The sequence below is a fragment of the Stenotrophomonas sp. TWI809 genome (assembly GCF_039673205.1).
In the GTDB taxonomy this organism is placed as follows: Bacteria; Pseudomonadota; Gammaproteobacteria; order Xanthomonadales; family Xanthomonadaceae; genus Stenotrophomonas.
In genome coordinates this window covers 61,930-83,288 of sequence record NZ_JBDJLE010000019.1, presented here as the reverse complement: position 1 = coordinate 83,288, position 21,359 = coordinate 61,930, and the positions used below count along the sequence as shown (strand labels likewise).

At 67.7% G+C, this 21,359-nt stretch carries 23 protein-coding genes; 10 read left to right on the top strand and 13 right to left on the bottom strand.

The window, feature by feature from the left end; translation table 11 throughout:
• Window positions 1–7: 7 nt before the first annotated feature.
• The 3 genes from ABE472_RS14260 to ABE472_RS14250 are packed head-to-tail and all read right to left on the bottom strand — an operon-like array spanning window position 8 to window position 2,519.
• Window positions 8–700, bottom strand: a complete 693-nt coding sequence (locus tag ABE472_RS14260) for an HAD family phosphatase (protein ID WP_313213068.1) — start codon at window positions 698–700, stop codon at window positions 8–10.
• Window positions 697–1,401 carry a pseudouridine synthase gene (locus ABE472_RS14255; RefSeq protein WP_123731283.1) on the bottom strand — a complete coding sequence of 235 codons (705 nt, stop codon included), beginning with the start codon at window positions 1,399–1,401 and terminating at the stop codon, window positions 697–699. The genes ABE472_RS14260 and ABE472_RS14255 overlap by 4 nt, the downstream gene beginning before the upstream one ends.
• The gene (locus tag ABE472_RS14250) at window positions 1,398–2,519 is read right to left on the bottom strand and encodes a class I SAM-dependent methyltransferase (protein ID WP_346466505.1); all 1,122 of its coding nucleotides are present in this window, start codon (window positions 2,517–2,519) and stop codon (window positions 1,398–1,400) included. Before ABE472_RS14250 ends, ABE472_RS14255 begins: the two co-directional genes overlap by 4 nt.
• 142 nt (window positions 2,520–2,661) lie before the next feature.
• Between ABE472_RS14250 and ABE472_RS14245 the strand changes: the two genes are divergently transcribed.
• Window positions 2,662–2,925 (top strand): hypothetical protein, encoded by a 264-nt coding sequence (locus ABE472_RS14245; RefSeq protein WP_313211772.1) that lies wholly within the window; start codon window positions 2,662–2,664, stop codon window positions 2,923–2,925.
• Window positions 2,926–2,955: 30 nt separating this feature from the next.
• Here the strand turns inward: ABE472_RS14245 and ABE472_RS14240 are convergent, their stop codons facing one another.
• Window positions 2,956–3,246, bottom strand: coding sequence for a DUF3247 family protein (locus ABE472_RS14240; RefSeq protein ID WP_313211770.1), 291 nt, complete (start codon window positions 3,244–3,246; stop codon window positions 2,956–2,958).
• A gap of 65 nt (window positions 3,247–3,311) precedes the next feature.
• Window positions 3,312–5,282: an ATP-binding protein gene (locus tag ABE472_RS14235; protein WP_346466508.1), complete on the bottom strand. Its 1,971-nt coding sequence runs from the start codon at window positions 5,280–5,282 to the stop codon at window positions 3,312–3,314.
• Between the two features lie 249 nt (window positions 5,283–5,531).
• Between ABE472_RS14235 and ABE472_RS14230 the strand changes: the two genes are divergently transcribed.
• Window positions 5,532–6,098, top strand: a complete 567-nt coding sequence (locus ABE472_RS14230) for a DUF3016 domain-containing protein (RefSeq protein ID WP_313211768.1) — start codon at window positions 5,532–5,534, stop codon at window positions 6,096–6,098.
• 75 nt (window positions 6,099–6,173) lie between these two features.
• Here the strand turns inward: ABE472_RS14230 and alr are convergent, their stop codons facing one another.
• On the bottom strand, window positions 6,174–7,247 hold the full coding sequence (alr, locus tag ABE472_RS14225; protein ID WP_346464024.1) for an alanine racemase: 1,074 nt from the start codon (window positions 7,245–7,247) through the stop codon (window positions 6,174–6,176).
• Entirely contained in the window at window positions 7,226–8,536 is a 1,311-nt protein-coding gene (locus ABE472_RS14220; protein WP_313211766.1) for a D-amino acid dehydrogenase, read from the bottom strand. Before ABE472_RS14220 ends, alr begins: the two co-directional genes overlap by 22 nt.
• Before the next feature lie 149 nt (window positions 8,537–8,685).
• On the opposite strand from ABE472_RS14220, the gene ABE472_RS14215 reads away from it, so the two are divergent.
• A complete protein-coding gene (locus ABE472_RS14215) occupies window positions 8,686–9,165 on the top strand; it encodes an Lrp/AsnC ligand binding domain-containing protein (protein WP_046272909.1) in 480 nt (159 codons plus the stop codon).
• A gap of 86 nt (window positions 9,166–9,251) precedes the next feature.
• Here the strand turns inward: ABE472_RS14215 and ABE472_RS14210 are convergent, their stop codons facing one another.
• Both ABE472_RS14210 and ABE472_RS14205 read right to left on the bottom strand, forming a co-directional pair.
• Window positions 9,252–9,422 carry a lana protein gene (locus ABE472_RS14210; RefSeq protein WP_121042445.1) on the bottom strand — a complete coding sequence of 57 codons (171 nt, stop codon included), beginning with the start codon at window positions 9,420–9,422 and terminating at the stop codon, window positions 9,252–9,254.
• Window positions 9,423–9,595: 173 nt separating this feature from the next.
• On the bottom strand, window positions 9,596–10,012 hold the full coding sequence (locus ABE472_RS14205) for a classical arabinogalactan protein 4 (protein WP_346466504.1): 417 nt from the start codon (window positions 10,010–10,012) through the stop codon (window positions 9,596–9,598).
• A 127-nt stretch (window positions 10,013–10,139) separates the two neighbouring features.
• Between ABE472_RS14205 and msrB the strand changes: the two genes are divergently transcribed.
• The 5 genes from msrB (at window position 10,140) to ABE472_RS14180 (ending at window position 13,560) form a co-directional block, all read left to right on the top strand.
• Window positions 10,140–10,607, top strand: a complete 468-nt coding sequence (gene msrB / locus ABE472_RS14200; RefSeq protein WP_313211764.1) for a peptide-methionine (R)-S-oxide reductase MsrB — start codon at window positions 10,140–10,142, stop codon at window positions 10,605–10,607.
• A gap of 91 nt (window positions 10,608–10,698) precedes the next feature.
• Window positions 10,699–11,553: a flagellar motor stator protein MotA gene (gene motA / locus ABE472_RS14195; RefSeq protein WP_313211763.1), complete on the top strand. Its 855-nt coding sequence runs from the start codon at window positions 10,699–10,701 to the stop codon at window positions 11,551–11,553.
• 9 nt (window positions 11,554–11,562) lie between these two features.
• A complete protein-coding gene (motB, locus tag ABE472_RS14190; RefSeq protein WP_313211762.1) occupies window positions 11,563–12,510 on the top strand; it encodes a flagellar motor protein MotB in 948 nt (315 codons plus the stop codon).
• A 238-nt stretch (window positions 12,511–12,748) separates the two neighbouring features.
• Entirely contained in the window at window positions 12,749–13,270 is a 522-nt protein-coding gene (locus tag ABE472_RS14185; protein ID WP_313211761.1) for a hypothetical protein, read from the top strand.
• Window positions 13,271–13,284: 14 nt separating this feature from the next.
• A complete protein-coding gene (locus tag ABE472_RS14180) occupies window positions 13,285–13,560 on the top strand; it encodes a DUF4031 domain-containing protein (protein WP_313220064.1) in 276 nt (91 codons plus the stop codon).
• A gap of 42 nt (window positions 13,561–13,602) precedes the next feature.
• On the opposite strand, the gene ABE472_RS14175 is transcribed toward ABE472_RS14180, so the two are convergent.
• Window positions 13,603–14,145, bottom strand: a complete 543-nt coding sequence (locus ABE472_RS14175; protein ID WP_313211759.1) for a hypothetical protein — start codon at window positions 14,143–14,145, stop codon at window positions 13,603–13,605.
• A gap of 136 nt (window positions 14,146–14,281) precedes the next feature.
• Here ABE472_RS14175 and ABE472_RS14170 point away from each other — a divergent pair, with 136 nt between their 5' ends.
• Window positions 14,282–14,533, top strand: a complete 252-nt coding sequence (locus ABE472_RS14170; protein ID WP_259261709.1) for a DUF3297 family protein — start codon at window positions 14,282–14,284, stop codon at window positions 14,531–14,533.
• A gap of 192 nt (window positions 14,534–14,725) precedes the next feature.
• Here the strand turns inward: ABE472_RS14170 and ABE472_RS14165 are convergent, their stop codons facing one another.
• Window positions 14,726–16,369 (bottom strand): Na+/H+ antiporter, encoded by a 1,644-nt coding sequence (locus ABE472_RS14165; RefSeq protein ID WP_121042433.1) that lies wholly within the window; start codon window positions 16,367–16,369, stop codon window positions 14,726–14,728.
• 131 nt (window positions 16,370–16,500) lie between these two features.
• Window positions 16,501–17,310: a class III extradiol ring-cleavage dioxygenase gene (locus tag ABE472_RS14160; protein ID WP_313211756.1), complete on the bottom strand. Its 810-nt coding sequence runs from the start codon at window positions 17,308–17,310 to the stop codon at window positions 16,501–16,503.
• A gap of 99 nt (window positions 17,311–17,409) precedes the next feature.
• Between ABE472_RS14160 and ABE472_RS14155 the strand changes: the two genes are divergently transcribed.
• Window positions 17,410–18,294 (top strand): LysR family transcriptional regulator, encoded by an 885-nt coding sequence (locus tag ABE472_RS14155; protein WP_313220066.1) that lies wholly within the window; start codon window positions 17,410–17,412, stop codon window positions 18,292–18,294.
• A 32-nt stretch (window positions 18,295–18,326) separates the two neighbouring features.
• Here ABE472_RS14155 and ABE472_RS14150 read toward each other — a convergent pair whose 3' ends face one another.
• A complete protein-coding gene (locus ABE472_RS14150; protein WP_346466503.1) occupies window positions 18,327–21,275 on the bottom strand; it encodes an EAL domain-containing protein in 2,949 nt (982 codons plus the stop codon).
• Window positions 21,276–21,359 lie beyond the last annotated feature (84 nt).

The window sequence follows — 21,359 nt, the reverse complement described above, 5'->3', positions numbered from 1 at the left end:
CCGTTGGTTACCGGGCGCCGGTCACCGGCAGCAACGGCACCAACAACTGCCGTGCATCCAGCAGCGAATCCACGATGCGATGCCCCAGCGCACGCAGTTCCTCATCCGGATGCACCAGGTCCGGCACCTGGATCGCCGTCATGCCCGCCCCCACTGCCGCGCGGATACCGGCCGGGGAGTCTTCCAGCGCCAGGCAGCGCGCCGGGTCCTTGCCCAGCTTCTGCGCGGCCAGCAGGTAGATGTCCGGGGCAGGCTTGGGATGCGACACATCGCTGCTGGTCACCACCACCTCGAAGAACGGCAGCAGCCCGGCCGCTGCCAGCTTGCGCGAGGCACGCGGCTGGCGGGTGGAGGTCGCCACCGCACGCGGAACGCCGTGATCGTGCAGCAGCTGCAGGATCTCCAGGATGCCGGGGCGCAGCGGCAGCCCCTGCTGCGTGCGCGCTTCGTACAGGTCGTGGCAGCGCGCGAACAGCGCGGCGACCTGCTCGGCATTCACCGTCTGCAGCAGCAGGCGTTCGCAATCGCGGTCGCCCAGCCCCACCATGCGCAGCCAGAACCCCTCCGGGAAGGGCAGTGCCAGTTCCTGCGCGGCCTGCGACCAGCACGCGATGGAGACGCGCTCGCTGTCGATCATCAGGCCGTCCATGTCGAAGATGACGGCGTCGGGCAGGAACGGCAGCGCGGCGAAGGCCGTCATGGGACGTTGAACAGCGTCTCGAGATCGGCCGCATCCAGCATGCGCCACTCGCCTTCAGGCAGCTCGCCCAGCGAGAGCCCACCGATGCGGCTGCGGTGCAGCGCCTCGACGTGGTTGCCAACGGCCGCGAACATCCGGCGGGCCTGGTGGTAACGGCCCTCGTGCAGGACCAGCTGCGCCTGGCGCGGACCGTTCACGTGCAGCTCGGCCGGCAGCAGCGGCTTGTCATCCGATTCCAACAGCAGGCCGCCGCTGGCGAAACGCGCGGTTTCATCGCCGCGCAGATCTTCGGCGAGGGTGACCTCGTAGGCCTTGTCCAGGCGCGACTTCGGCGACACGATCCGGTGCAGCAGCGCGCCGTCGTCGGTCATCAGCAGCATGCCGCTGGTGTCGCGGTCCAGGCGGCCCACCGAGGACAGCACCGGCGCGCGGTCGCGGTAACGCGGCGGCAGCAGGTCGTAGATCAGCCGGCCCTTGTCCTTGGTCGAACAGGTGTAGCCGCGCGGCTTGTGCAGCAGCAGGGTCAGCCCCTGCGGCGGGTCCAGCGGCTCGCCCTCGACCCGGATCGCCTCATGCGCGACCGCGTCATCGGCGTACAGCACCTCGCCCTCGGCATCGGTGATCAGGCCGGCGCGGAACATCCCCTGCACCTGCTTGCGGCTGCCATAGCCCAGGTTGGCCAACAGCTTGACCAGCTTCATGCGCGGCCTCCGCGGCCCCACTTCGGCTCGGTGCTGCGCGGCGTGCGAACCGGCGTGGCGCTCTTGCTGGCCTTGGTCGCTTCGATCAGCTTGAAGCCATCACGCTCGGCAGCCACGCGGACCTGGCCGAAGCTCTCATTGAGGATCTGCTCGTACGGCAGGTGGCGGTTGGCCACCAGCCACATCCGGCCGCCCGGGCGCAGCGCCTGCGCGGCCACGGCGATGAAGCGCTGGCCGATGTCGGGGCGATCCGCGCGCGACGGGGTGTGGAACGGCGGGTTGGTCACGATGAAGTCGTACTCGCCCTCGATCCCGGCGGTGACGTCCTGCCAGTGATAGGCCAGCGCCGCCGGCTTGCCGAGCGCGGCGAGGTTCTCGCGGGCCAGCGCCAGCGCGCGGCCTTCGGCCTCGTACAGGTCCAGCGCGGTCACGTTCGGGCAGCGCGCCAGCACTTCGGCCGAGAGATAGCCGAAGCCGGCGCCCAGATCGGCGCCACGCCCAGCCAGATCGGCCGGCAGCTGCTCGACCAGCAGTGCGGAAGCCGGGTCGATGCGGTCCCAGGCGAAGATGCCCGGGCGGCTCTGGAAGCGGCCGCCAAGGATCGCGCGCGGCGCGTCCAGGGTGGCCCAGCGCTGCGCGAGCGCAGCGTCGTGCTGGCCGTTGAGCGGCGCCGTCCAGTAGGCACGGCAGTGGTTCTTGGTCAGCTTGCCGCCGAGGCCGGCCAACTGCTGCAGGTCGCCTTCGCCGGAGCGCGCGCCTTCGTTGTTGTGCTGGCAGGCCACCACGATGCCACCCGGGGCGGTCAGGGCCAGCGCACGGGCGAACAGGGCCTTGGCTTCCTCGCGCTGGCGCGGCGGCAGCACCAGCACCACGGCGTAGCGGGTGGCATCGCCGGCCAGCTGCTGCTCGTCACGCACGGTCCAGCCACTGGCTTCCAGGGCGTCGGCGAACGGGCGGAAGCTCTGCTCGCAGACCAGCTGCGTCGGCTGGGCATGCTCGCGCAGCGGTGCGCCATCGCGGGCGCGCAGGAACAGCACGGGGCCGGCCGGCCAGGACAGTGCGCCACTGGCGAAGGGCAGGAACAGGGTTTCCAGGGGAGCGTCGTGCTGGGCAGCCATGCGGGGGCACATCTTGAAAAGAGGCCGCCATTCTACCGGTTCGCCCCGCCCCACCCGGATTTGCGTTTATTCAACGTCCTGTTGATGCCCTGACAACATCCAAACCGGCAGGGTGGAGCCTCACTTCCCGTGGAGATGGCTCATGCGTGCATTGTTCGTCGGTGGCGTAGTCGACAACAGCGAGATGGACATGGAGGGCAGCCAGCCACCGGTGCATTACCCCGAAGACACCGGCGGCGGCCATTCCCGCTACCGCCTGCACCAGGTCGGCAAGACCGCCGATGGCAGCGTGGCCTACGCGGTCTATGGCGCCCCGGACCTGGCCGATGACGAGGTGGCCCGGATCGCCGATGAACGGGCCTACGCGCGCCGCTTCGAGGCCGAGCCCAGCGAATTCACCCACTGAGCCCTGCCCACCCGCGCCTGCCCGCCGCGATCACTCGCGGTAGGGCAGCTGCCGGATGGCCTTGATCTGGTCCAGCCACACCACGTGCTGCTGGACCGGGGTATCCAGATCGTCCAACCGCAGCTGGCCATTGCTACCTTCGTTCTCTTCGGCATCGCGGTATTGCTGCAGCGTCGGCTGCACCGCGACGGTGCCCAGCAGGCGGCTGCCATCCTCAAGCGTGAGTTCGACCTGGGTCTGGCCGTGCAGCTGTGGCAGCAGGGCCTCCAGCGCCGCGATGGCGGCCGGATCGGTATGGATGCGGGGGGCGTAGCGGGACATGGCAACTCCTGTGGCGTACGCCCCAGTGTGCCCGCGGCGGCGTCAACACGCCGCCAACGCAGGACTCAGCGCGTACCGCCCAGGACACCGCGTACAGCGGCTACCAGCTGCGCCACCGAATACGGCTTGGCCACATGCTCCTGGAAGCCCGACGCCAACGCACGCTTGCGGTCGTCCGCACGTGCCAGCGCCGTCACCGCGACCGCAGGCAGTGCCTCCGGCTCGACGCCCATGTTGTCGCGCAGGGTGCGCACCAGCCCGTAACCGTCCATCCCGGGCATGCCGATATCGGTCAGCAGCGCATCGATGCCGTCATGGCCTTTCTCGTTGAGCAGTGCCAGCGCTTCGCCGGCCGAGGACGCCGTGGTGACCGAGGCGCCCTGCTCTTCCAGCAGCCGCCGGAGATACTCCAGTACTTCGGGCTGATCTTCCACAGCCAACAGGTGCAGGCCTTTGAGTGGGTACGGCTCGATGATCTGCTCGGTGATCGGGCCGCTGAACACTTCGCGCAGCGGACGACCGTCGGCCTGCGGCTGGTAGCGCGGCAGGCGCACGTTGAAGGTGGCCCCGTGGCCATGGCCGTCGCTGCTGGCTGCCACCGCACCGCCATGCAGCTCCACCAGCTGCTGCACGATCGCCAGGCCCAGGCCCAGGCCGCCATGCCGGCGCGTGGTCGTCCCGTCCGCCTGGCGGAACCGGCTGAACAGATGACGCAGGAACTCCGGTGCGATGCCGTCGCCGGAATCGGTGACGCTGATCGACCAGTGCCCGCCGTCCGCGGCCAGGGTCAGCACCACGCGCCCCTCGGCCGGGGTGAATTTGATCGCGTTGGAAAGCAGGTTCCACAGCACCTGCTGCAGGCGGGTGGCATCGCCGAGCACCAGACAGGGCTCGTCGGGCATCACCAGCTCCATCGACAACGCTTTGCCTTCGGCGACCAGCTCCTGCGCGCGCATCGCCTCTTCCAGCTGCGCACGCAGATCCAGCATTTCCACTTCCAGCTGCACTTTGCCCAGCAGCATGCTGCTGAGGTCCAGCATGTCCGAGATCAACCGCTTCTGCGCCATCGCACTGTTGGCGATCACGCCCAGGCCCTTGTACATGGGGCTGGTGTTGTCGATGCGCTGCAGCAGCAGTTCGCTCCAGCCCAGGATGGTGGTCAGCGGGGTCCGCAGCTCGTGCGAGAGCGTGGCCAGGAATTCATCCTTCAGCCGCGCCATGTTCTCGGCCGCGCTGCGCGCCGCACGTTCGGACTGCAGCAGTTCCTCGCGCGCCATTTCGATCTCGCGGCGCTCGGTCACATCCGGACTGCTGCCGGCCAGACCGATGAAACGGCCCATGCGCGAGAAGCGCGGCCGGGCGTTCATTTCCAGCCAGCGCCATTGGCCATCGGCGCGACGGCCGCGCACCAGTGCATGCATGGAGCGCTGCGATTTCAGCGCCTCCTGCAGTTCGTAATCGAATACCGAAGCATCATCGGGATGCACCAGGCCACGCCAGACATCATCCGGCACGCGCTGCTCATCGCCTCCAAAAAACTCGCTGAAGGCACTGTTGACGAAGCGCGAATGGCCGCGCTCATCCAGCACCCAGACCGGCATTGGCAGGCCATCGGCCAGCGCGCTGAAGCGCGCCTCGCTTTCGGCCAGCTCCACCTCGATGTGTTTGCGGTTGGTGATGTCGAAGAACACCACGGCCACCAGAGGCTCGTCCGGCTCGCCCACGCTGACCGCTTCCACCGAGTACCACCGGTTCAGCGCGCGCGCTTCCATCTCGAACTGCCGTGCCTGCCCGCTACGCGCCACCTCGCCATAGGTGCGGTACCAGTCGGATTCATGGCCGGGTTGCAGGCTGCTCATCCGCTGTCCGCAGACGTTGCTCAGCCCGGTATTGCGTGAAAACGCCTCGTTGACCTCGACAAACCGGTAGTCCACACCCACCCCGGCATCGTCGAAGATCACTTCGATGATGCAGAACCCCGCATTCAGGCGTTCAAGTACCGTGCGATACAGGGCCGAATCCGGCGATGAAGCCAGGAAGGAGGCGCGTTCCAACGTCGAGGTGGGCAGGCTGGGCAAGGGCGTCAATGAGGCAACTGGCGAAACAGAGGAGGACAGGATCGGCCAACGCGCGTATTCGCAGCGTCAAGCGCCGGGGGTCGGGGGCGGCCTGGGTGAATTGGCGCCAACCGCAGTGCCGGAGCATACACGCGTGGATTGTCCCTCACCCGGATCAGGATCACACTGGGTGCCTGATCCCCCTTGTGATCGCGCCCAGGAGTTGTCATGAACCGCACATCCCTGATCGCCGGCGCCCTGGCCGGCCTGCTGCTCATCGGCAGTGCCTCCGCCGCCCCACGCACCGTGACCGATCCGCAGGCCCCGCGCGCGCTCAAGGCGGAGGGTCCGGTCCAGGTGATGTGGACCGACCCGGCCCAGTTCACCGAGATCCGGCTGAGCAACAACCGCTTTGAAGCCGAACGCGGTGACTGGGTACAGCAGCTGGCCAAGTACGTGCAGACCACCGCCAGCAAGGCACTGCAGCCCGGCCAGACGCTGGAGGTGACCTTCACCGACATCAAGCGCGCCGGCGATTACGAGCCGTGGCACGGCCCGCGCGCCAACGACATCCGGGTGATGCGCGATATCTACCCCCCGCGCGTGACCCTGACCTACACCCTGAAGGATGCCCAGGGACAGGTGATCGGCGAAGGTGAGCGCAAGCTGCAGGACACCGGCTACCTGCACAACATCGGGCGTCAGAGCGACACCGACCCGCTGCGCTACGAGAAGCGCCTGCTGGATGATTGGATCCGGCGCGATCTGCGCAATGAGGCCACGGCCAATACCTGATCCGTTGGCTCTGACAGGACGAAGGCGGCGCATCAGCGCCGCCTTTTTCATGCACCCGGCGTCGCCGGTGGCGGCTCAGCCGTCAGCGTACTCGCGCACCACCCGCTTCACGCCACACGGCAGCTGGTAGGCACTGACCCCGCACAGCGGCGCCAGGGCCTCGATGCGCGGCGCATCGCCCCACAGCGTCACCGTGCTGCCGATGCCGGCCTGCGGCAGGTGGGTCAGATCCACGGTGAGCATGTCCATCGAGACCCGACCGATCACGATGCCGGGCTGTCCATCGATGCGCACCGGGGTGCCGTTCGGCGCGAACTGCGGGTAGCCATCGGCATAGCCGAGGGCCACGACGCCCACCCGGGTCGGCCGCTGCGCGACGAAGCGCGCGCCATAGCCGACCGGCTCGCCGACCGCGATGTCGCGCACGGCAAAGATTTTCGACCGCATGGTCATCACCGGGCGCAGGCGCTCGGTCAGGGCCGTGTGCGCCGGCATCGGGTTGATCCCGTACAGCATCAGGCCTGGGCGCACCCAGTCACTGCGCACCTCCGGCCAGCCCAGCAGCGCCGGCGAGTTGCACAGGCTGGTCTGACCGGTCAGGCCTTCGATGGCGGCCGCGAAGACGTCGGCCTGCTCGCGGGTGCGCGGGCTGTCCAGCTCGTCGGCACGCGCCATGTGGGTCATCAGCACCATCGGCCCGACATGCGCCAGCGCACTGAGCGTGGCGTGCGCGGCGCGGAACTCGTCCGGCCACAGGCCCAGGCGATGCATGCCACTGTCCAGCTTCAACCACACGGTGAGCGTGGCGGTGGTCGGAAACGCGGCCACCGCCTCCACCTGCCACGGAGCGCCAACCGCGAACCACAGGTCGTGCTCGACGATCAGCGGCAGTTCGTCGGCATCGAAGAAGCCTTCCAACAGCAGGATCGGGCCGGTGATACCGGCCGCCCGCAGTTCCAGCGCTTCCTCGATGCAGGCCACGCCGAACGCATCGGCCTCGGTCTGCAGCGCGCGGGCGCAGCGCACCGCACCGTGCCCGTAGGCATCGGCCTTGATCACCGCAACGGCCTTGCCGCCCCCCAGTTCGCGTGCCAGCCGGTAATTGCTGCGCAGCGCGTCCAGGTCAATCAACGCACGGGCTGGGCGCATGAACTCGACTCACGGTGACGGACGGACGCGGCATGGTGGGTGTAGCGGAAAATATCCAGGCCTTCGGTGCTGATCTGCGGCTGGCGGGCATCCATCAGGTCGGCCAGGTAGCGGCCGGAGCCGCAGGCCATGGTCCAGCCCAGGGTGCCGTGGCCGGTATTGAGGAACAGGTTGCGGTACGGCGTGGCGCCGACCACCGGGGTGCCGTCCGGCGTGGCCGGGCGCAGGCCGGTCCAGAACTCGGCGCGCGACAGGTCGCCGCCCTCCGGGTACAGATCGCGCACCACCTTCTCCAGCGTGGCGCGGCGGCGCGGCGAGAGGGACAGGTCGAACCCGCCCACTTCGGCCATGCCACCCACGCGGATGCGGTCGTCAAAGCGGGTCACGGCCACCTTGTAGCTTTCATCCAGGATGGTCGAGGTCGGGGCCATCGCCGGGTCGGTGATCGGCAGCGTCAGCGAGTAGCCCTTGAGCGGGTACACCGGCAGCTGCATGCCCAGCGGTGCGACCAGCGACGGCGAATAGCTGCCCAGCGCGACCACGTAGTGATCGGCGGTTTCCAGCTTGCCATCAATGCGTACACCGGTGATGCGGTCGCCCTCGCTCTGCAGGCCGGCGATGTCCTGGTCGAAGCGGAACTCCACCCCGGCATCGACGCACATCTGCGCCAGGCGACGGGTGAACAACTGGCAATCGCCGGTCTGGTCGCGCGGCAGGCGCAGCGCGCCGACCAGCTTGTCGGCCACGCCGGCCAGCGCCGGTTCGTGGGCGATGATGCCGTCGCGATCAAGCACCTCGTAGGGCACGCCGTATTGGGCCAGCACCTCGATGTCCTGCGCCGAGGCGTCCAGCTGCTGCTGGGTGCGGAACAACTGGGTGGTGCCCAGGTCGCGGCCTTCGAACTCGATGCCGGTCTCGCGGCGCAGCTCGTTGAGGCAGTCGCGGCTGTACTCGGACATGCGCACCATGCGCGCCTTGTTGATCGCATAGCGCTCATGCGTGCAGTTGCGCAGCATCTGCGCCAGCCAGCGGTACTGGTGCCAGTCCAGGCCCGGGCGGATGGCCAGCGGCGCATGCTCGGCGAACAGCCACTTGACGGCCTTGAGCGGCACGCCGGGCGCTGCCCACGGCGAGGTATAGCCGAACGACAGCTGGCCTGCGTTGGCGAAACTGGTTTCCAGCGCCGGACCGGGCTGGCGGTCGACGACCGTGACTTCAAACCCGGCCTGCCGCAGGTACCAGGCACTGGTCGTGCCGATCACACCGCTGCCAAGGACTAGAACGCGCATGACACCTCTCCAACCCGATCATTCCCTGCGCAGGAGCACGCCGGGACCATAATTGAGGAAGTATAGTCAGCTGCAACCAAGCAATTCGCCTGTTTTTCCAGCATCAGGCAGGGTATTGTCTCGCGAACATCCTTGAGAGGCTGACGCCGATGGCCACGCGTGCCCGTGAACTGGACAAGATCGACCGCAAGATCCTGCGCATCCTGCAGGCCGAGGGTCGGATCTCCTTCACCGAACTGGGCGAGCGGGTCGGGCTGTCGACCACGCCGTGCACCGAGCGCGTCCGCCGGCTGGAGCGCGACGGGGCCATCACCGGCTACTACGCCAAGCTTGATCCGCATTACCTCAAGGCCAGCCTGCTGGTGTTCGTGGAGATCAGCCTGGCCTACAAATCCGGCGACATCTTTGAAGAGTTCCGGCGCGCGGCGTTGAAGCTGCCCAATGTGCTGGAATGCCATCTGGTCTCGGGCGATTTCGACTACCTGCTCAAGGCCCGCATCAGCGAGATGGCCTCGTACCGCAAGCTGCTGGGCAGCACCTTGTTGACCTTGCCGCACGTGCGCGAATCCAAGAGCTACATCGTGATGGAAGAGGTCAAGGAGACCTTGACCCTGCCGATTCCAGATTGATCCGGTCGCGTGACTGAGTGGCGTGGCTGAAACGCAAAAAGGCGGCGCGCATGTGCGCACCGCCCTTGTTCATTGCGCCAAGCGCATCAGCGCTGCTGTTTCTGGTCCTGATGCTTCTGGTCCTGCTGCTTGCCGCCCTTCTGATTCTGCTGGTCCCACTGCTGCTGGTTCTGCTGGCCGGGCTTCTGGTTCTGTTGCTGACTGCCCTGCTGCTCCTGCGGCGTCTTGCCGGGACTGCGGTTCTGCTGGTTAGCCATGATTGCACTCTTCTCGAAAAACCTCGGGGGATGCGCTGTATTGCGGCGCGGGTACAGGGTCCCGCCGATCCGGTTAATCACAGGCGAAAAAACAGTGAGGCCTTGCGTTGACGGGGATGACTGCGCGGGCGGCGATGTAAACCATTCATGTTGCCCGCCTGCCACCCCGGGAGTCAGGGCTTGATCTGTTGGCCGTCAGCGCTGGGGACGGCGTCGTAATAGCGGCCGGTGCGGGTATCGAGCACGCGGTTCGGGCCTACCTGCTTGACCCCCGGAATGATCCGGCCGTGGCGGTCGTAGACCTTGCTCTGCACGGCCGGGCCCTGCAGCGGTGCGGGCTGCGCGGGGCCTTTGCTTTGGATCGGGTGCGTGCGCAGCTGCTGCTGGGTCTGCGAGGACGACTTCACCGGGGCCATCCTGTCGGACAGGCTGTCGACCGGCACCGGTTGCACGGCCGGGGGCTGTGGCGCGCGCTGCGGCGTGACCACCGGCCGCGTCGCGGTGGGCGTGGGCGGCGGGCCGATCTGCGCGGCCGCGGTCAACGGCAGCAGCACCAGCAAGGCAGCGGCGAGGCGACGTGGGTGGTACATGGCGATCTCCCGGCGGCGGTTCAGGTCTTCACCATGCGCCGCCATGGGTATCAGCACGATGAATGCCCCGGCTTGAACCTCTACAGGCAACAGCCCAATCTACGTACCACATCAATAGGGAATGTTTATGACAGCTTTCGACCTTTCCCCGCCCACCGACGCCCAGCGCCAGGCCTTGGTGGCCGGCCTCAGCGCCGATGAGCAGCGCGTGCTGCTGCATCACGGCACCGAGGCGCCGTTCTGCGGGGTCTTCCTGGACAACAAGCAGGACGGGGTCTACGGCTGCCGGTTGTGCGGCCTGCCGCTGTTCCGCTCCAGCACCAAGTTCGACTCCGGCACCGGCTGGCCGAGCTTCTTCGCGCCCTTCGACCCGGCGCATGTCCGCGAGATCCGCGACGCCAGCCATGGCATGGTCCGCACCGAGATCGTCTGTGCGCGGTGTGACAGCCATCTCGGCCATGTTTTCCCGGATGGCCCGCCGCCGACCCATGAGCGCCACTGCCTGAACTCGGTCTCGCTGTCGTTCACGCCCAACGGGCAGGCCTATCCGGATCCGTTGCAGCGCGGGGGTGCGGAAGCCGAGCCGGCCGCCTGAATCCGGAAAAGTGTGACATCGAGCGAACACCCCCCTTCAGAAAGGGTGTGAAGGGGCCGACATGGAGGTATCCCCTTCCCGCGTCGGCCCCATGCTCATCATCGTTGGACTTCTCGTCGTCATCCTCAGCGTGCTCGGCGGTTACGTGGGGGCGCACGGCAAACTCGGCGCGCTGTGGCAGCCCTATGAACTGGTGATCATCGGCGGTGCGGCGCTGGGTGCGTTCCTGGTCGGCACCCCGGTCAAAACCGTGAAGCAGACCCTGAAGGCCACCGTGGGCGTGTTCAAGGGGCCGCGCTACAAGCAGCAGGACTACATCGACGTCCTGAGCCTGCTCTACGAACTGCTCAACAAGGCGCGCCGCGAAGGCTTCATGGCGCTGGAAGACCACGTCGAGCGCCCGGCCGAGAGCAGCATCTTCGCCAATTACCCCAAGGTGCAGGCCGACCATCACCTGGTCGACTTCATCACCGATTGTCTGCGCCTGATGATCGGCAGCAACATCGAGCCGCACGAGCTGGAACCGCTGCTGGAGATGGAGCTGGAGAAGCACCATGGCGAGGCGATGCAGCCGGCCGCGGTGCTCAACAAGGTCGCCGACGGCCTGCCCGGCTTCGGCATCGTCGCCGCGGTGCTGGGCATCGTGATCACCATGGGCTCGATCGGCGGGGAAATCACTGAAGTCGGCGCGCACGTCGCCGGCGCGCTGGTCGGCACCTTCCTGGGCATCCTGCTGGCCTATGGCTTCGTCGGCCCGCTGGCCTCGGCCGTGGAAGCGCGCGCCGAACAGGACGCACGCATCTACGAATCGGTGAAGACCGCCCTGCTGGCCTGCCTGCGCGGCTACAACCCGAAGATCGCGCTGGAATTCGCCCGCAAGACCCTGCCGTCCAACGTGCGCCCGGGCTTCAGCGAGTTCGAACAGCACCTCAAGACGGTCAAGTAAGGCAGCGCCATGGCCGAGACCAAACCCACCGTCATCGTCCGCCGGGTCAAGAAGGCCGGGCATGCCGCGCACCATGGCGGCGCCTGGAAAGTGGCCTATGCCGACTTCGTGACCGCGATGATGGCCTTCTTCCTGGTGCTGTGGCTGATGGCCGCCACCAGCAAGCCGGAGCGCGCGGCAATCTCCGAGTACTTCCGCAACCCCAGCCCGCTGGCCGGCAGCAGTTCCACCCCGGCCCCGGGCATGGCCGGCCCGGGCGGCGCCAGTACCTCGATGATCAAGCTGGGCGGCGCGACCGACATCTCGCGCGGCAACAGCAACGATCCCTTCCAGAACCAGCAGGCCTCCAGGCCGGTGCCGCAGCAGGACGAGCGCGAGCGCGAAAAACGCCAGCTCGAAGCGCTCAAGCAGGAGCTGGAAGAAGCGATCAGCAAGAGCCAGGCGCTGGAGCCGTTCAAGGACCAGCTGCTGCTCGACCTCACCCCCGAAGGCCTGCGCATCCAGATCGTGGACAAGCAGAACCGCCCGATGTTCGACATGGGCAGCGCCTCGCTCAAGCCGTATACGCGCGAGATCCTGCGCGAGCTGTCGCAGTTCATCAACCACGTGCCGAACCGGATCAGCATCACCGGCCATACCGACATCACTGCCTACAACGCGGCCCATGGCTACAGCAACTGGGAGCTCAGCGCCGACCGCGCCAACGCCGCCCGGCGGGCCCTGCTGGATGGCGGCATGACCGAAGACAAGGTGACCCGTGTGGTCGGCCTGTCCTCCTCGGTGCTGTTCGACCGCACCCAGCCGGACAACCCGATCAACCGCCGGATCAGCATCGTGGTGATGACCAAGGCGGCCGAAGCGGCGGCCCTGGCCGGTGCCGGGCAGGAAGTGGCGCTGTCGCCCACCGCTGCCGACGCCGATATCCAGGCGACGCTTGCGCCGGCTGTCGCGCCTTAAGCGGCGCGGCGGCGGCGGCTGCAGAGGGAATTCAGGGAATCCGTGGAGCCGGCCAGCGGCCGGGGATATGCGCCCTTCACGGAATGCGTGGAGCCGGCCAGCGGCCGGGGATATGCGCCCTTCACGGAATGCGTGGAGCCGGCCAGCGGCCGGGGATATGGGCCCTTTACGGAATGCGTGGAGCCGGCCAGCGGCCGGCACTACAATGGGTCTTCCCTTTTGTAGATAGACGGCACTCATGTCCAAGCAGTCCAAGGCCAAGCGCGACAAGCGCAAGAAGCAGCAGCCCAAGCGTCCGATCAACCGCCTCAACGCCCAGCAGCCGGTGCAGAACCATGCCGTGCTGACCAACGAAGAAGGTCAGGTCGTCGCTGCGATCGGCCTGCAGGGCACCGAATGGCTGCTGGCCATTGGCGGCCAGACCATGGGCAACGCCGACAACCCGGTCCCGATGCTGGCGATGCTCAAGCACCTGTCCAACGTCCAGGAAAAGGAAGGCCGCAAGGTCAACCTGGAATACTCGAGCCAGCTGCAGCAGCTGATCGACGACCTGGCCGCCGACGAAGGCAAGACCGCCGACGAGTACCTGACCCAGTTGGTCTCCGAGTTCGAAGGCGTGGAAGGCGAAGAAGGCGAAGACGCCGAAACCGCTGAAACCGCTGCCGACGCCAGCGAAGACGCCCCGGTGGCAGACGAGGCCGGCACCGATGCCGCCGCCGACGCCACCCCGGCCGCCAGCGACGACAAGCCGCAGGCCTGAGCCACGGCGATCCGGTGACGGTCTATATCGACGATGCGGTACATCCCTGGCGCGGCGAGCGCTGGGCGCATCTGATGGCCGACACCCTGCCCGAGCTGCACGCCATGGCGGCGCAGCTCGGGATTCCGCGGCGGGCGTTCCAGAACCGCCGCAGCGGCGCGCACTACGACGTGCCCGCCCCGTTGCGCCTGCAGGCGATCGCCTTGGGCGCACGGGCCATCTCACGGCATACGGACCGTGCGCTGGTCAAAGCCGTGATCTCGAACGCGCGCGAGCAGTATCAGGCGTAGGTGCCGACCGTTGGTCGGCACACGCAGCCCGCAATCGCGCCCTCAGAACGGATCGCTGCCCGGCCGCACTTCCACGCCCAGCAGCGAGCACAGCGCCAGCATCGCATCGTCATCGCGGTTCAGCGCCACCCACCCGGCCAGCGTGTCATTGCCGGTATCCACGCTCCACAGCGCGTAGTTGTGCTCGCGCAGGCGGTCATGGGCGGTGGCCATCAGCATCGGGGCATCCACCTCGGCGGCGAAATCCTCATCGTCCAGGTCGCCGCCCCAGTCGATCTGCAGATTCCAGCGCGCGGACAGCTCGTTCACCGCCGACATCAATGCATCGGCATCGCTGCGCTCCACCTCGAACCCGGACTGCCAGGCGATCGCCGCCATCATCGGCGGCAGCCAGTCGGCATCCTCATCGATGCCTTCGCCGCTTTCCAGCAGCGCCTCGCGCCAGCGGTTGAACTGCTGCAGGGCCAGTTCTTCATCGCCCGGGTTGATCAGCACGAACAGATTCCAGATCCGCGCCTCGAAATCGTCCTCGTCGAAATCGCGTTCCTCTTCTTCGAAGTCGAAATAATCGCTGTTGTCGGGCATGGCCGGTATTCCTGGAGACAGGGGCGCATTCTGCCGTGCAAGGGCGTTGGCAGGAAGCGAAATTCGGCGCAGGGCCCGCTGCGGTTTATCCTGTACGGCAGAAGGCGGCCTTGGTGGTCGTCAGCATCCTGTGACCATGAGCGATACCCCTCCCGATCACCTGGCGATCAACCCGACCAGCCCCTTCCACGATGCTGCTGCGCTGGAGCGCGGCGTGGGCATCCGTTTCAACGATGTCGAGCGCGACAACGTTGAAGAGTATTCGGTCAGCGAAGGCTGGATCCGCGTGCAGGCCGGCAAGGCCCGCGACCGCCGCGGCAACCCGATGACGATCAAGATCAAGGGCACCGTGGTGGCCTATTTCCTGGATCAGAAGCCGGACGCCTGATCCCACGTCTGCCGGCGACGCCTGATCCACGTGTGCCGGCGACACCTGATCCACGTCTGCCGGCGACGCCTGATCCACGTGTGCCGGGGTAGAGCCACCCCATGGGTGGCTGCCCTTCGTCCCCGACGCGTGGGTTTCAATGGGTCCGCGCAGCCACCCATGGGGTGGCTCTACCCGTGACACGGTGCGACCTCAATCGCGTTGCCGCGTCTCCAGCAGATCCAGATTGCGGATCAGCCGGCGCGAGATCTCGTCGGAGATCTTGCCACGCCGGGTCAGGCGGAACAGTTCTTCGCGCTCGGCGGTGAGCCCGGCAGTGCGCAGTTGGCGGTAGCCCTGCTCCATCCGCTTCACCTTGTCCGGATCGGCATCCGGCCCGGCGTCCTTCTCCAGGTTGCGCTGGTACAGCAGGCTCACCCGTGAGGCGGCGTCGTTGTAGAGCTGCACGTTCTCGGTGGTCTGGTTCTGCACCAGCTGCTGGCGCGTGCGCTCCACGCCGGCCAGCGCGGCCTTGGCGGCCAGCTTGCGGGCAAGATCCTCTTCCTTGCGTTCGCCCGAATCGGCCGGCAGTTCCAGCCCTTTGAGCAGGCGGGGCAGCGCGATGCTGGCACCGACCAGCGAGATCAGGATCACCGCCGCGGCCAGGAAGATCACCAGATCGCGCGCCGGGAAGGCGCTGCCATCGGGCAGGAACAGCGGCAGCGTCAGCACGCCGGCCAGGGTGATCGCCCCGCGCACGCCAGCCACCGAGGTCGCCACCACGATCCGCCAGGACGTGCCCTGCCGGGCCTCGCCACGATGGCGCGCGCGCAGCAGGCTCCAGCGCAGCGACAGCCATACCCAGGCCAGGCGCAGCAGCACCAGCGCCAGATTGATCACCACCACATAGACCAGCAGCCACCACGCGCTGTGGTGCCCGCTCTCGCTGACCGTCTTGATCGCGCGCTCCACGATGCCGGGCAGCTGCTCGCCGAGCAGCACGAACATGATGCCGTTGAAGCTGAACTGCAGCATGTTCCACACGGCAGTGCGCTGCACGCGCATGCTGCCCGACACGCGGCCACTCAGTTCCACATAGCTCATCGTGATGCCCGCGGCGACCGCCGAGAGGATGCCCGAGGCGTTGAACTCTTCGGCCAGCAGGTAGGCCGCGAAGGGAATCAACAGGTTGACCAGCAGCGCCGCGCCCGGCTCCTCGCCGAAGCGCCGCCACAGCCAGCGCTGGAAGGTGGACACGCCCAGCGTCACCGCGACACCGATCGCCAGCCCGGCCACCGCCACCCACAGGAACGTCAGCGAGGCCGTCGCCAGCGAGAACGAACCGGTCATCACCGCCGCCACCGCAAAGCGGAAGCAGACCAGGCCGGAGGCATCGTTGAGCAGCGACTCGCCTTCCAGGATGTGCATCAGCCGCTTGGGGATCGGCGCGCGCGAGGCGATCGAACTGACCGCCACCGGGTCGGTCGGCGAGATGATCGCGGCCAGGGCGAACGCCACCGCCAGCGGCATCACCGGGATCATCCAGTGGATCAGGAACCCGGCCCCGATGACGGTGAACACCACCAGCCCGAAGGCCAGTTCCAGGATCACGCCTTTATCGCGGAACAGGCCCTGCTTGGGGATGCGCCAGCCATCCAGGAACAGCAGCGGCGGCAGGAACAGCAGGAAGAACATCTCCGGCTCCAGCGCGTGGCCGCGGTTGAACACCCCCGCAATGACCGCGCCCAGCCCGATCTGCACCAGCGGCAGCGGCAGCGACAACGGCAATACGCGGACCAGGTAGCCGCTGGCGACCACCGCCACCAGCATCGCCAGGACGACTTCAATGGTATGCATGCATTTTCCAGTAAGCAGCGCGGGGGAGGCTGCAGGCAGCCGGCGCCGGAAACAGGAAAAAACGTACCACACGTGCACCGCCGCGCGAACGCGCGGGGCGCGCCAGGCTCAGTTCGCGGACAGCACGGCGCTCATGCGGCGCGCTGCTGTACGTCGGCACCGTCGAAGCGATAGATGTCCATCGCCAGGAAGCCGGCATCGATCCCGGCATCGATGCGCTGCGCACCGAGCGCCTCGCCACCGGCCGCGCCCATCGCGACGTGCAACGGCTGCAGATGCTCGTCGCTGGGGTGTGCCTGCACGGCGTACGGGGCCTGCCGGCGGTAGTCCAGCAAGGCGGCACTGTCATCGGCCTGCAGGCGCTGCTCCACCCACTCGATGAAGGGCCGCACATACGGCGCTTCCTTGCCGTCCTGGTAGCTGCGCCAATCGTGCAGGTTGTGGGTGATGCTGCCCGAGCCAATCACCAGCACGCCCTGCTCGCGCAGCGGCGCCAGCGCGCGACCCAGCGCGAACTGATGGGCCGGCCCAAGCAACGGCTGGATCGCCAGCGGCACGACCGGGATCTCCGCCTGCGGGTACAGAAAGCGCAGCGGCACCCAGGCACCGTGGTCGAGACCGCGCTGCGGGTCGATCGCGGTCGGCAGGCCGGCCGCGGTCAGCCGCTGCGCGATCTCCTGCGCCAGCGCGGGGTCGCCCGGTGCCGGGTACTGCAGATCGAACAGCGCCTGCGGAAAACCGCCGAAATCATGGATGGTCGGTGGCTGGGCATGCCCGCCGACCACGGGTTGATGGGTCAGCCAGTGCGCCGAGGCCATGACGATCGCGCGCGGTCGCGGCAGGCGCGCGGCCAGGGCCGCCAGGCGCTCACCGACCAGACCGGGGTTGAGCGCGGTCATCGGCGAGCCATGGGAGATGTACAGGGAGGGCAATCGGGACATCACGGACTCCAGTAGCGCTACGACGGCCCTGAGCTTATTGCGCGCCGCCTTGCCAATAAATACGATGCATCGACGCTGTTTATTTCTGAAAGAGAAACAATGGACACTCTGGATGCCATGCGTGTGTTTGTCGCCGTGGTCGAGCGCAACGGCTTCAGTGCCGCCGCGCAGGCCCTGGACCTGTCCACCGCCGGGGTGACCCGGCAGATCGCGGCGCTGGAAAAGCGCCTCTCGACCCGGCTGCTCAACCGTACGACCCGCCGCGTGAGCCCGACCAGCACGGGCGCGGCCTATTACGCCGAGTGCGTGCGGCTGCTGGCCGAGTTCGATGCGCTGGAGGCCGGCATCAGCGCGCAGGCCCTGGAGCCCTCCGGGCGGCTGCGCATCAACGCGCCGGTCAGCTATGGCATCGCCCGGCTGGGCCCACTGCTGGCCGGCTATCGCGCGCGCTACCCGCAGGTGGAACTGGACCTGTCGCTGTCCGACCGCCTGGTGGACATGGTCGAAGAAGGCTACGACGTGGCGATCCGCATCACCCGCCAGCCCGGCCCGGCACTGATCGCGCGGAAGCTGGCGGACGCGCAGATCAGCCTGTGCGCGGCGCCGGCGTATCTGGATGCGCATGGCCGGCCGCAGCAACCCGAAGATCTCTCCGCGCACGAATGCCTGCAGTACAGCTACTGGGGCGGCGGGGATGCGTGGCAGTTGCAGGGGCCACGCGGGGAGGTCTCCGTGCCGGTACGTGGCGGTGTGCGTGCCAACAATGGCGACGTGCTGCGCGAAGCGGCCATCGCCGGCATGGGCATCATCGTGCAGCCGGACTTCCTGGTGGCCGAGGCGATCGCCGAGGGTCGACTGGAGCGGGTACTGCCCGCGTGGGCGGTGCCGGGCATCGGCATCCATGCGGTGTACACCAGTCGCAGCCATCTGGCGCCGAAGGTGCGCAGCTTCATCGACTACCTGGTGGAAGCGCTGGGCGGATGACGGGTGGCGGCGGCCGGGCAGCGCCCGGCGAACTACGCCTCCACCGCATCCAACTGCGCGATCACCCTGGCCAGCGGCATCGGTCGGCCCAGCAGATAGCCCTGCACCTGGTCACAGCCGTGCGCGGCCAACCACTGATGCTGCCCGGGGGTCTCCACGCCTTCGGCGATGATGGTCAGGCCCATGCTGTGCCCCAGTGACAGCAGTGCACGGCAGATGGAGGCATTGCGTGGATTGGTTTCCACGTCCGCCACGAAGCTGCGGTCGATCTTGAGGATGTCCAGCGGCAGATGCTGCAGGTAGGACATGTTCGAATAGCCGGTACCGAAGTCGTCCAGCGAGATGCAGATGCCCTGCTCATGCAGGCGCTGCATGGTCTGCTTGGCCTGGCCGGGCTTGCGCATCAGGCTGCTCTCGGTCAGCTCGACCTGCAGCGCACCGCGGGCCAGCCCGAACTCCTGGCTGGCACGGGTGAACTCGGCCACCAGGTCGCTGTTGAAGAATTGCACCGCCGAGACATTCACCGCGATCGGCAGGTCCCAGCCGGCATCGACCAGCTGCCGCTGTGCCTGCGCGGCGGCGCGGATCACCCAGCGGCCCAGCGCCAGGATCAGGCCGGTGTCTTCGCACAGCTGGATGAACTCACCCGGTGGAATGAAACTGCCGTCGGCCTGCGGCCAGCGCAGCAGGGCTTCCAGCGCGGCCGGGCTGCTGTCGCCTGCGTGGCAGATCGGCTGGTAGTACAGCTCGAACTCGGTATCGATCGCGCTGTGGATGCGCCCAGCCAGGCGCAGGCGTTCGGACAAGCGCGAACTCACGGTGGTGTCATACCAGGCGATCACGTTGCCTTCGTCGCGCGCCGCATGCGCGGCCTGCGCGGCCATGCCGATCACCTGCTCGGCGGTGCTGGTGTCGGCGTCGGCCTTGACCGCCACGCCAATGCGCGGCTCGAACTGGTGCAGCCAATCCTGCCCGCGCACCGGCTCGGAGACGGTCTGCACCAGGGTGTCCAGCGCGGTCTGGCGCTGATGGTCGTCGCGGATGGCGAAAATGAAATCCTCGGCCGGCTGGAAGGCCAGCAGCCCATAGCGCACGCCGAGCCCGCCCAGGCGCTTGGCCATCGCCTGCAGCACCACGTCGCCGACCTCCCGGCCGAGCGTATCGGCGACCAGCTGCAGGCCACGGAACTGCACGTAGGCAATGGTGTACGCCCCGCCCTCCTCGTCCAGCTGCGCGGCCAGCGCACGCGTATTGAGCAGGCCGGTCGCCGGGTTGTGGGTGGCGTGATACGCCAGGTCGCGCTCGTAGGCCAGGCGCTCGCTGACGTCCTCGGCCAGCACCAGGCAGGCCTGGCGCCCATCGAAATCCAGCCGGGCCAGATGCGCACGGACCTCGAACACGGTGCCGTCCTTGCGCTGGTGCAGGCGCACCTGCGCATCCTGCACGTCGCCGATGCGGGCCTGTGCGATCGCCCCGCGGATCTCCTCCCAGCCTTCGCGCGGGCGGATATCCAGGATGCTCATCGCCAGGAATTCATCGCGGCTGTAGCCGTACTGGCGCACCGCCGCTTCGTTGACTTCCAGGAAGCGCAGCGTGTCCGGATCGAACACCCAGAACGGCGCCGGGTTGCGGTCGAACAGCAGCCGAAACTGCCGTTCGGCCTGCTGCACCCGGGCCAGCGCATCCACCCGCTCGCTGACATCGGTCAATGCCCCGATCATGCGGCGCTCGCGGTCCACCACCGCCACCCGCTGGCCACGCGCGGACACCCAGCGGATCGCGCCCCCGGGCAACACCAGGCGGAACATTTCATCGAGCACGCCGCTGCCGGCAAATGCGGCGTCGAAGGCCTGCTGCATGCGTACGGTGTCTTCGTGGTGCACGCGTGCGAAGAAGTCGGCGACCGGCAGGCTCTCGATGTCGATGCCGAAAATCTCACGCGCCAGCGGTGACCAGCGCAACAGGCAGGCATCCTCATCCACGTACCAGGTGCAGACCTTGCCAACCTGGTGCGCCATGCGCAGTTCGGCATGGCCGGTGCGCAGCTCCTCGCTCAGCGTGTCCTGATCGCGGGTGGCACGGCGCAGGCTCACATACACCGCGCCGAACAGCGCCCAGTACAGCAGATAGACGCCGATCGAGGCCTGCACATACGGCCACCACGCTGCCAGCACATCGCGCCGGCCCAGCCCGGCGTAGACCGCCAGCGGGTACTGCGCCAGCGTGCTGAGGCTGGAAATCCGTTCGATGCCATCGACCGCGCTGATCTCGGTCCCCAGCGGCGTCAACGCGTCTCGGCGCAGCAGCTCGCGCTTGGCCAGGCCGAAACGACGCCCCACCACCCCGGCCGGGTCCGGACTGCGCGCCAACACATAGCCATGCGGGTCGGTGATGGAGATCACCCCGGCATCGCCGGTGTCCATGCCGCCGATGATCGACTGCAGTTCGGCCGTGCGCAGCCGTGCCAGCAGCCAGCGGTCGCCGCCCATGGGCAGCGCCAGCGGCAGGATCCACTGCGCGGCATCCAGCGCTTGGGGTGGGCCGAGGAACACCTGGCTGCCCTGCCCGCGGTTGTCATCCACCGCCCACAGCGGCAGCTGCAGGTCCCCGCTGCCACTGGTCAGGGCGCGCCCGTACTGGTCGACCACCACGATGCTGTGCAGTTCGGCATGCCGCTGCAGCGCGCCGGTGATGCTGGCGTCGAGCAGATCAGGGGCCTGCGCCGGCACACGCTGGAACAGCAGCGCACCATCCCGGGAAATGCCCTGCATCACCCGCTCCAGATTGCGCAGCTCCAGCCGCAGCAGGCGCTGGGCACCGGTCGCCAGCGCCGAGCTCTGGCGCTGCGCGGCTTCCTGTCGGCGCTGGCCATCATTGACCAGCGTGGCCACCAGCCCGGCAGCCAGCAGCACACCCAGGCAAACCCCCAGCCACACGAAGGTCCGCAGTGGCCGCGCCAGGGCACGGTTCAACGCGGGCATCGCAACCCTTTTCCCGAACGACAGGCTGACTTCATCTGTAAACGCTTCCTGGTTTCCCCAAACCTGAGCGGCCGCTGCCCGGGA

What these genes read in the sequence shown, in the direction of transcription:
- ABE472_RS14260 (WP_313213068.1), bottom strand. Translation starts at nt 700, where the DNA reads ATGACGGCCTTCGCCGCGCTGCCGTTCCTGCCCGACGCCGTCATCTTC.
- ABE472_RS14255 (WP_123731283.1), bottom strand. Translation starts at nt 1,401, where the DNA reads ATGAAGCTGGTCAAGCTGTTGGCCAACCTGGGCTATGGCAGCCGCAAG.
- ABE472_RS14250 (WP_346466505.1), bottom strand. Translation starts at nt 2,519, where the DNA reads ATGGCTGCCCAGCACGACGCTCCCCTGGAAACCCTGTTCCTGCCCTTC.
- ABE472_RS14245 (WP_313211772.1), top strand. Translation starts at nt 2,662, where the DNA reads ATGCGTGCATTGTTCGTCGGTGGCGTAGTCGACAACAGCGAGATGGAC.
- ABE472_RS14240 (WP_313211770.1), bottom strand. Translation starts at nt 3,246, where the DNA reads ATGTCCCGCTACGCCCCCCGCATCCATACCGATCCGGCCGCCATCGCG.
- ABE472_RS14230 (WP_313211768.1), top strand. Translation starts at nt 5,532, where the DNA reads ATGAACCGCACATCCCTGATCGCCGGCGCCCTGGCCGGCCTGCTGCTC.
- alr (WP_346464024.1), bottom strand. Translation starts at nt 7,247, where the DNA reads ATGCGCCCAGCCCGTGCGTTGATTGACCTGGACGCGCTGCGCAGCAAT.
- ABE472_RS14220 (WP_313211766.1), bottom strand. Translation starts at nt 8,536, where the DNA reads ATGCGCGTTCTAGTCCTTGGCAGCGGTGTGATCGGCACGACCAGTGCC.
- ABE472_RS14215 (WP_046272909.1), top strand. Translation starts at nt 8,686, where the DNA reads ATGGCCACGCGTGCCCGTGAACTGGACAAGATCGACCGCAAGATCCTG.
- ABE472_RS14210 (WP_121042445.1), bottom strand. Translation starts at nt 9,422, where the DNA reads ATGGCTAACCAGCAGAACCGCAGTCCCGGCAAGACGCCGCAGGAGCAG.
- ABE472_RS14205 (WP_346466504.1), bottom strand. Translation starts at nt 10,012, where the DNA reads ATGTACCACCCACGTCGCCTCGCCGCTGCCTTGCTGGTGCTGCTGCCG.
- msrB (WP_313211764.1), top strand. Translation starts at nt 10,140, where the DNA reads ATGACAGCTTTCGACCTTTCCCCGCCCACCGACGCCCAGCGCCAGGCC.
- motA (WP_313211763.1), top strand. Translation starts at nt 10,699, where the DNA reads ATGCTCATCATCGTTGGACTTCTCGTCGTCATCCTCAGCGTGCTCGGC.
- motB (WP_313211762.1), top strand. Translation starts at nt 11,563, where the DNA reads ATGGCCGAGACCAAACCCACCGTCATCGTCCGCCGGGTCAAGAAGGCC.
- ABE472_RS14185 (WP_313211761.1), top strand. Translation starts at nt 12,749, where the DNA reads ATGTCCAAGCAGTCCAAGGCCAAGCGCGACAAGCGCAAGAAGCAGCAG.
- ABE472_RS14175 (WP_313211759.1), bottom strand. Translation starts at nt 14,145, where the DNA reads ATGCCCGACAACAGCGATTATTTCGACTTCGAAGAAGAGGAACGCGAT.
- ABE472_RS14170 (WP_259261709.1), top strand. Translation starts at nt 14,282, where the DNA reads ATGAGCGATACCCCTCCCGATCACCTGGCGATCAACCCGACCAGCCCC.
- ABE472_RS14165 (WP_121042433.1), bottom strand. Translation starts at nt 16,369, where the DNA reads ATGCATACCATTGAAGTCGTCCTGGCGATGCTGGTGGCGGTGGTCGCC.
- ABE472_RS14160 (WP_313211756.1), bottom strand. Translation starts at nt 17,310, where the DNA reads ATGTCCCGATTGCCCTCCCTGTACATCTCCCATGGCTCGCCGATGACC.
- ABE472_RS14155 (WP_313220066.1), top strand. Translation starts at nt 17,410, where the DNA reads ATGGACACTCTGGATGCCATGCGTGTGTTTGTCGCCGTGGTCGAGCGC.
- ABE472_RS14150 (WP_346466503.1), bottom strand. Translation starts at nt 21,275, where the DNA reads ATGCCCGCGTTGAACCGTGCCCTGGCGCGGCCACTGCGGACCTTCGTG.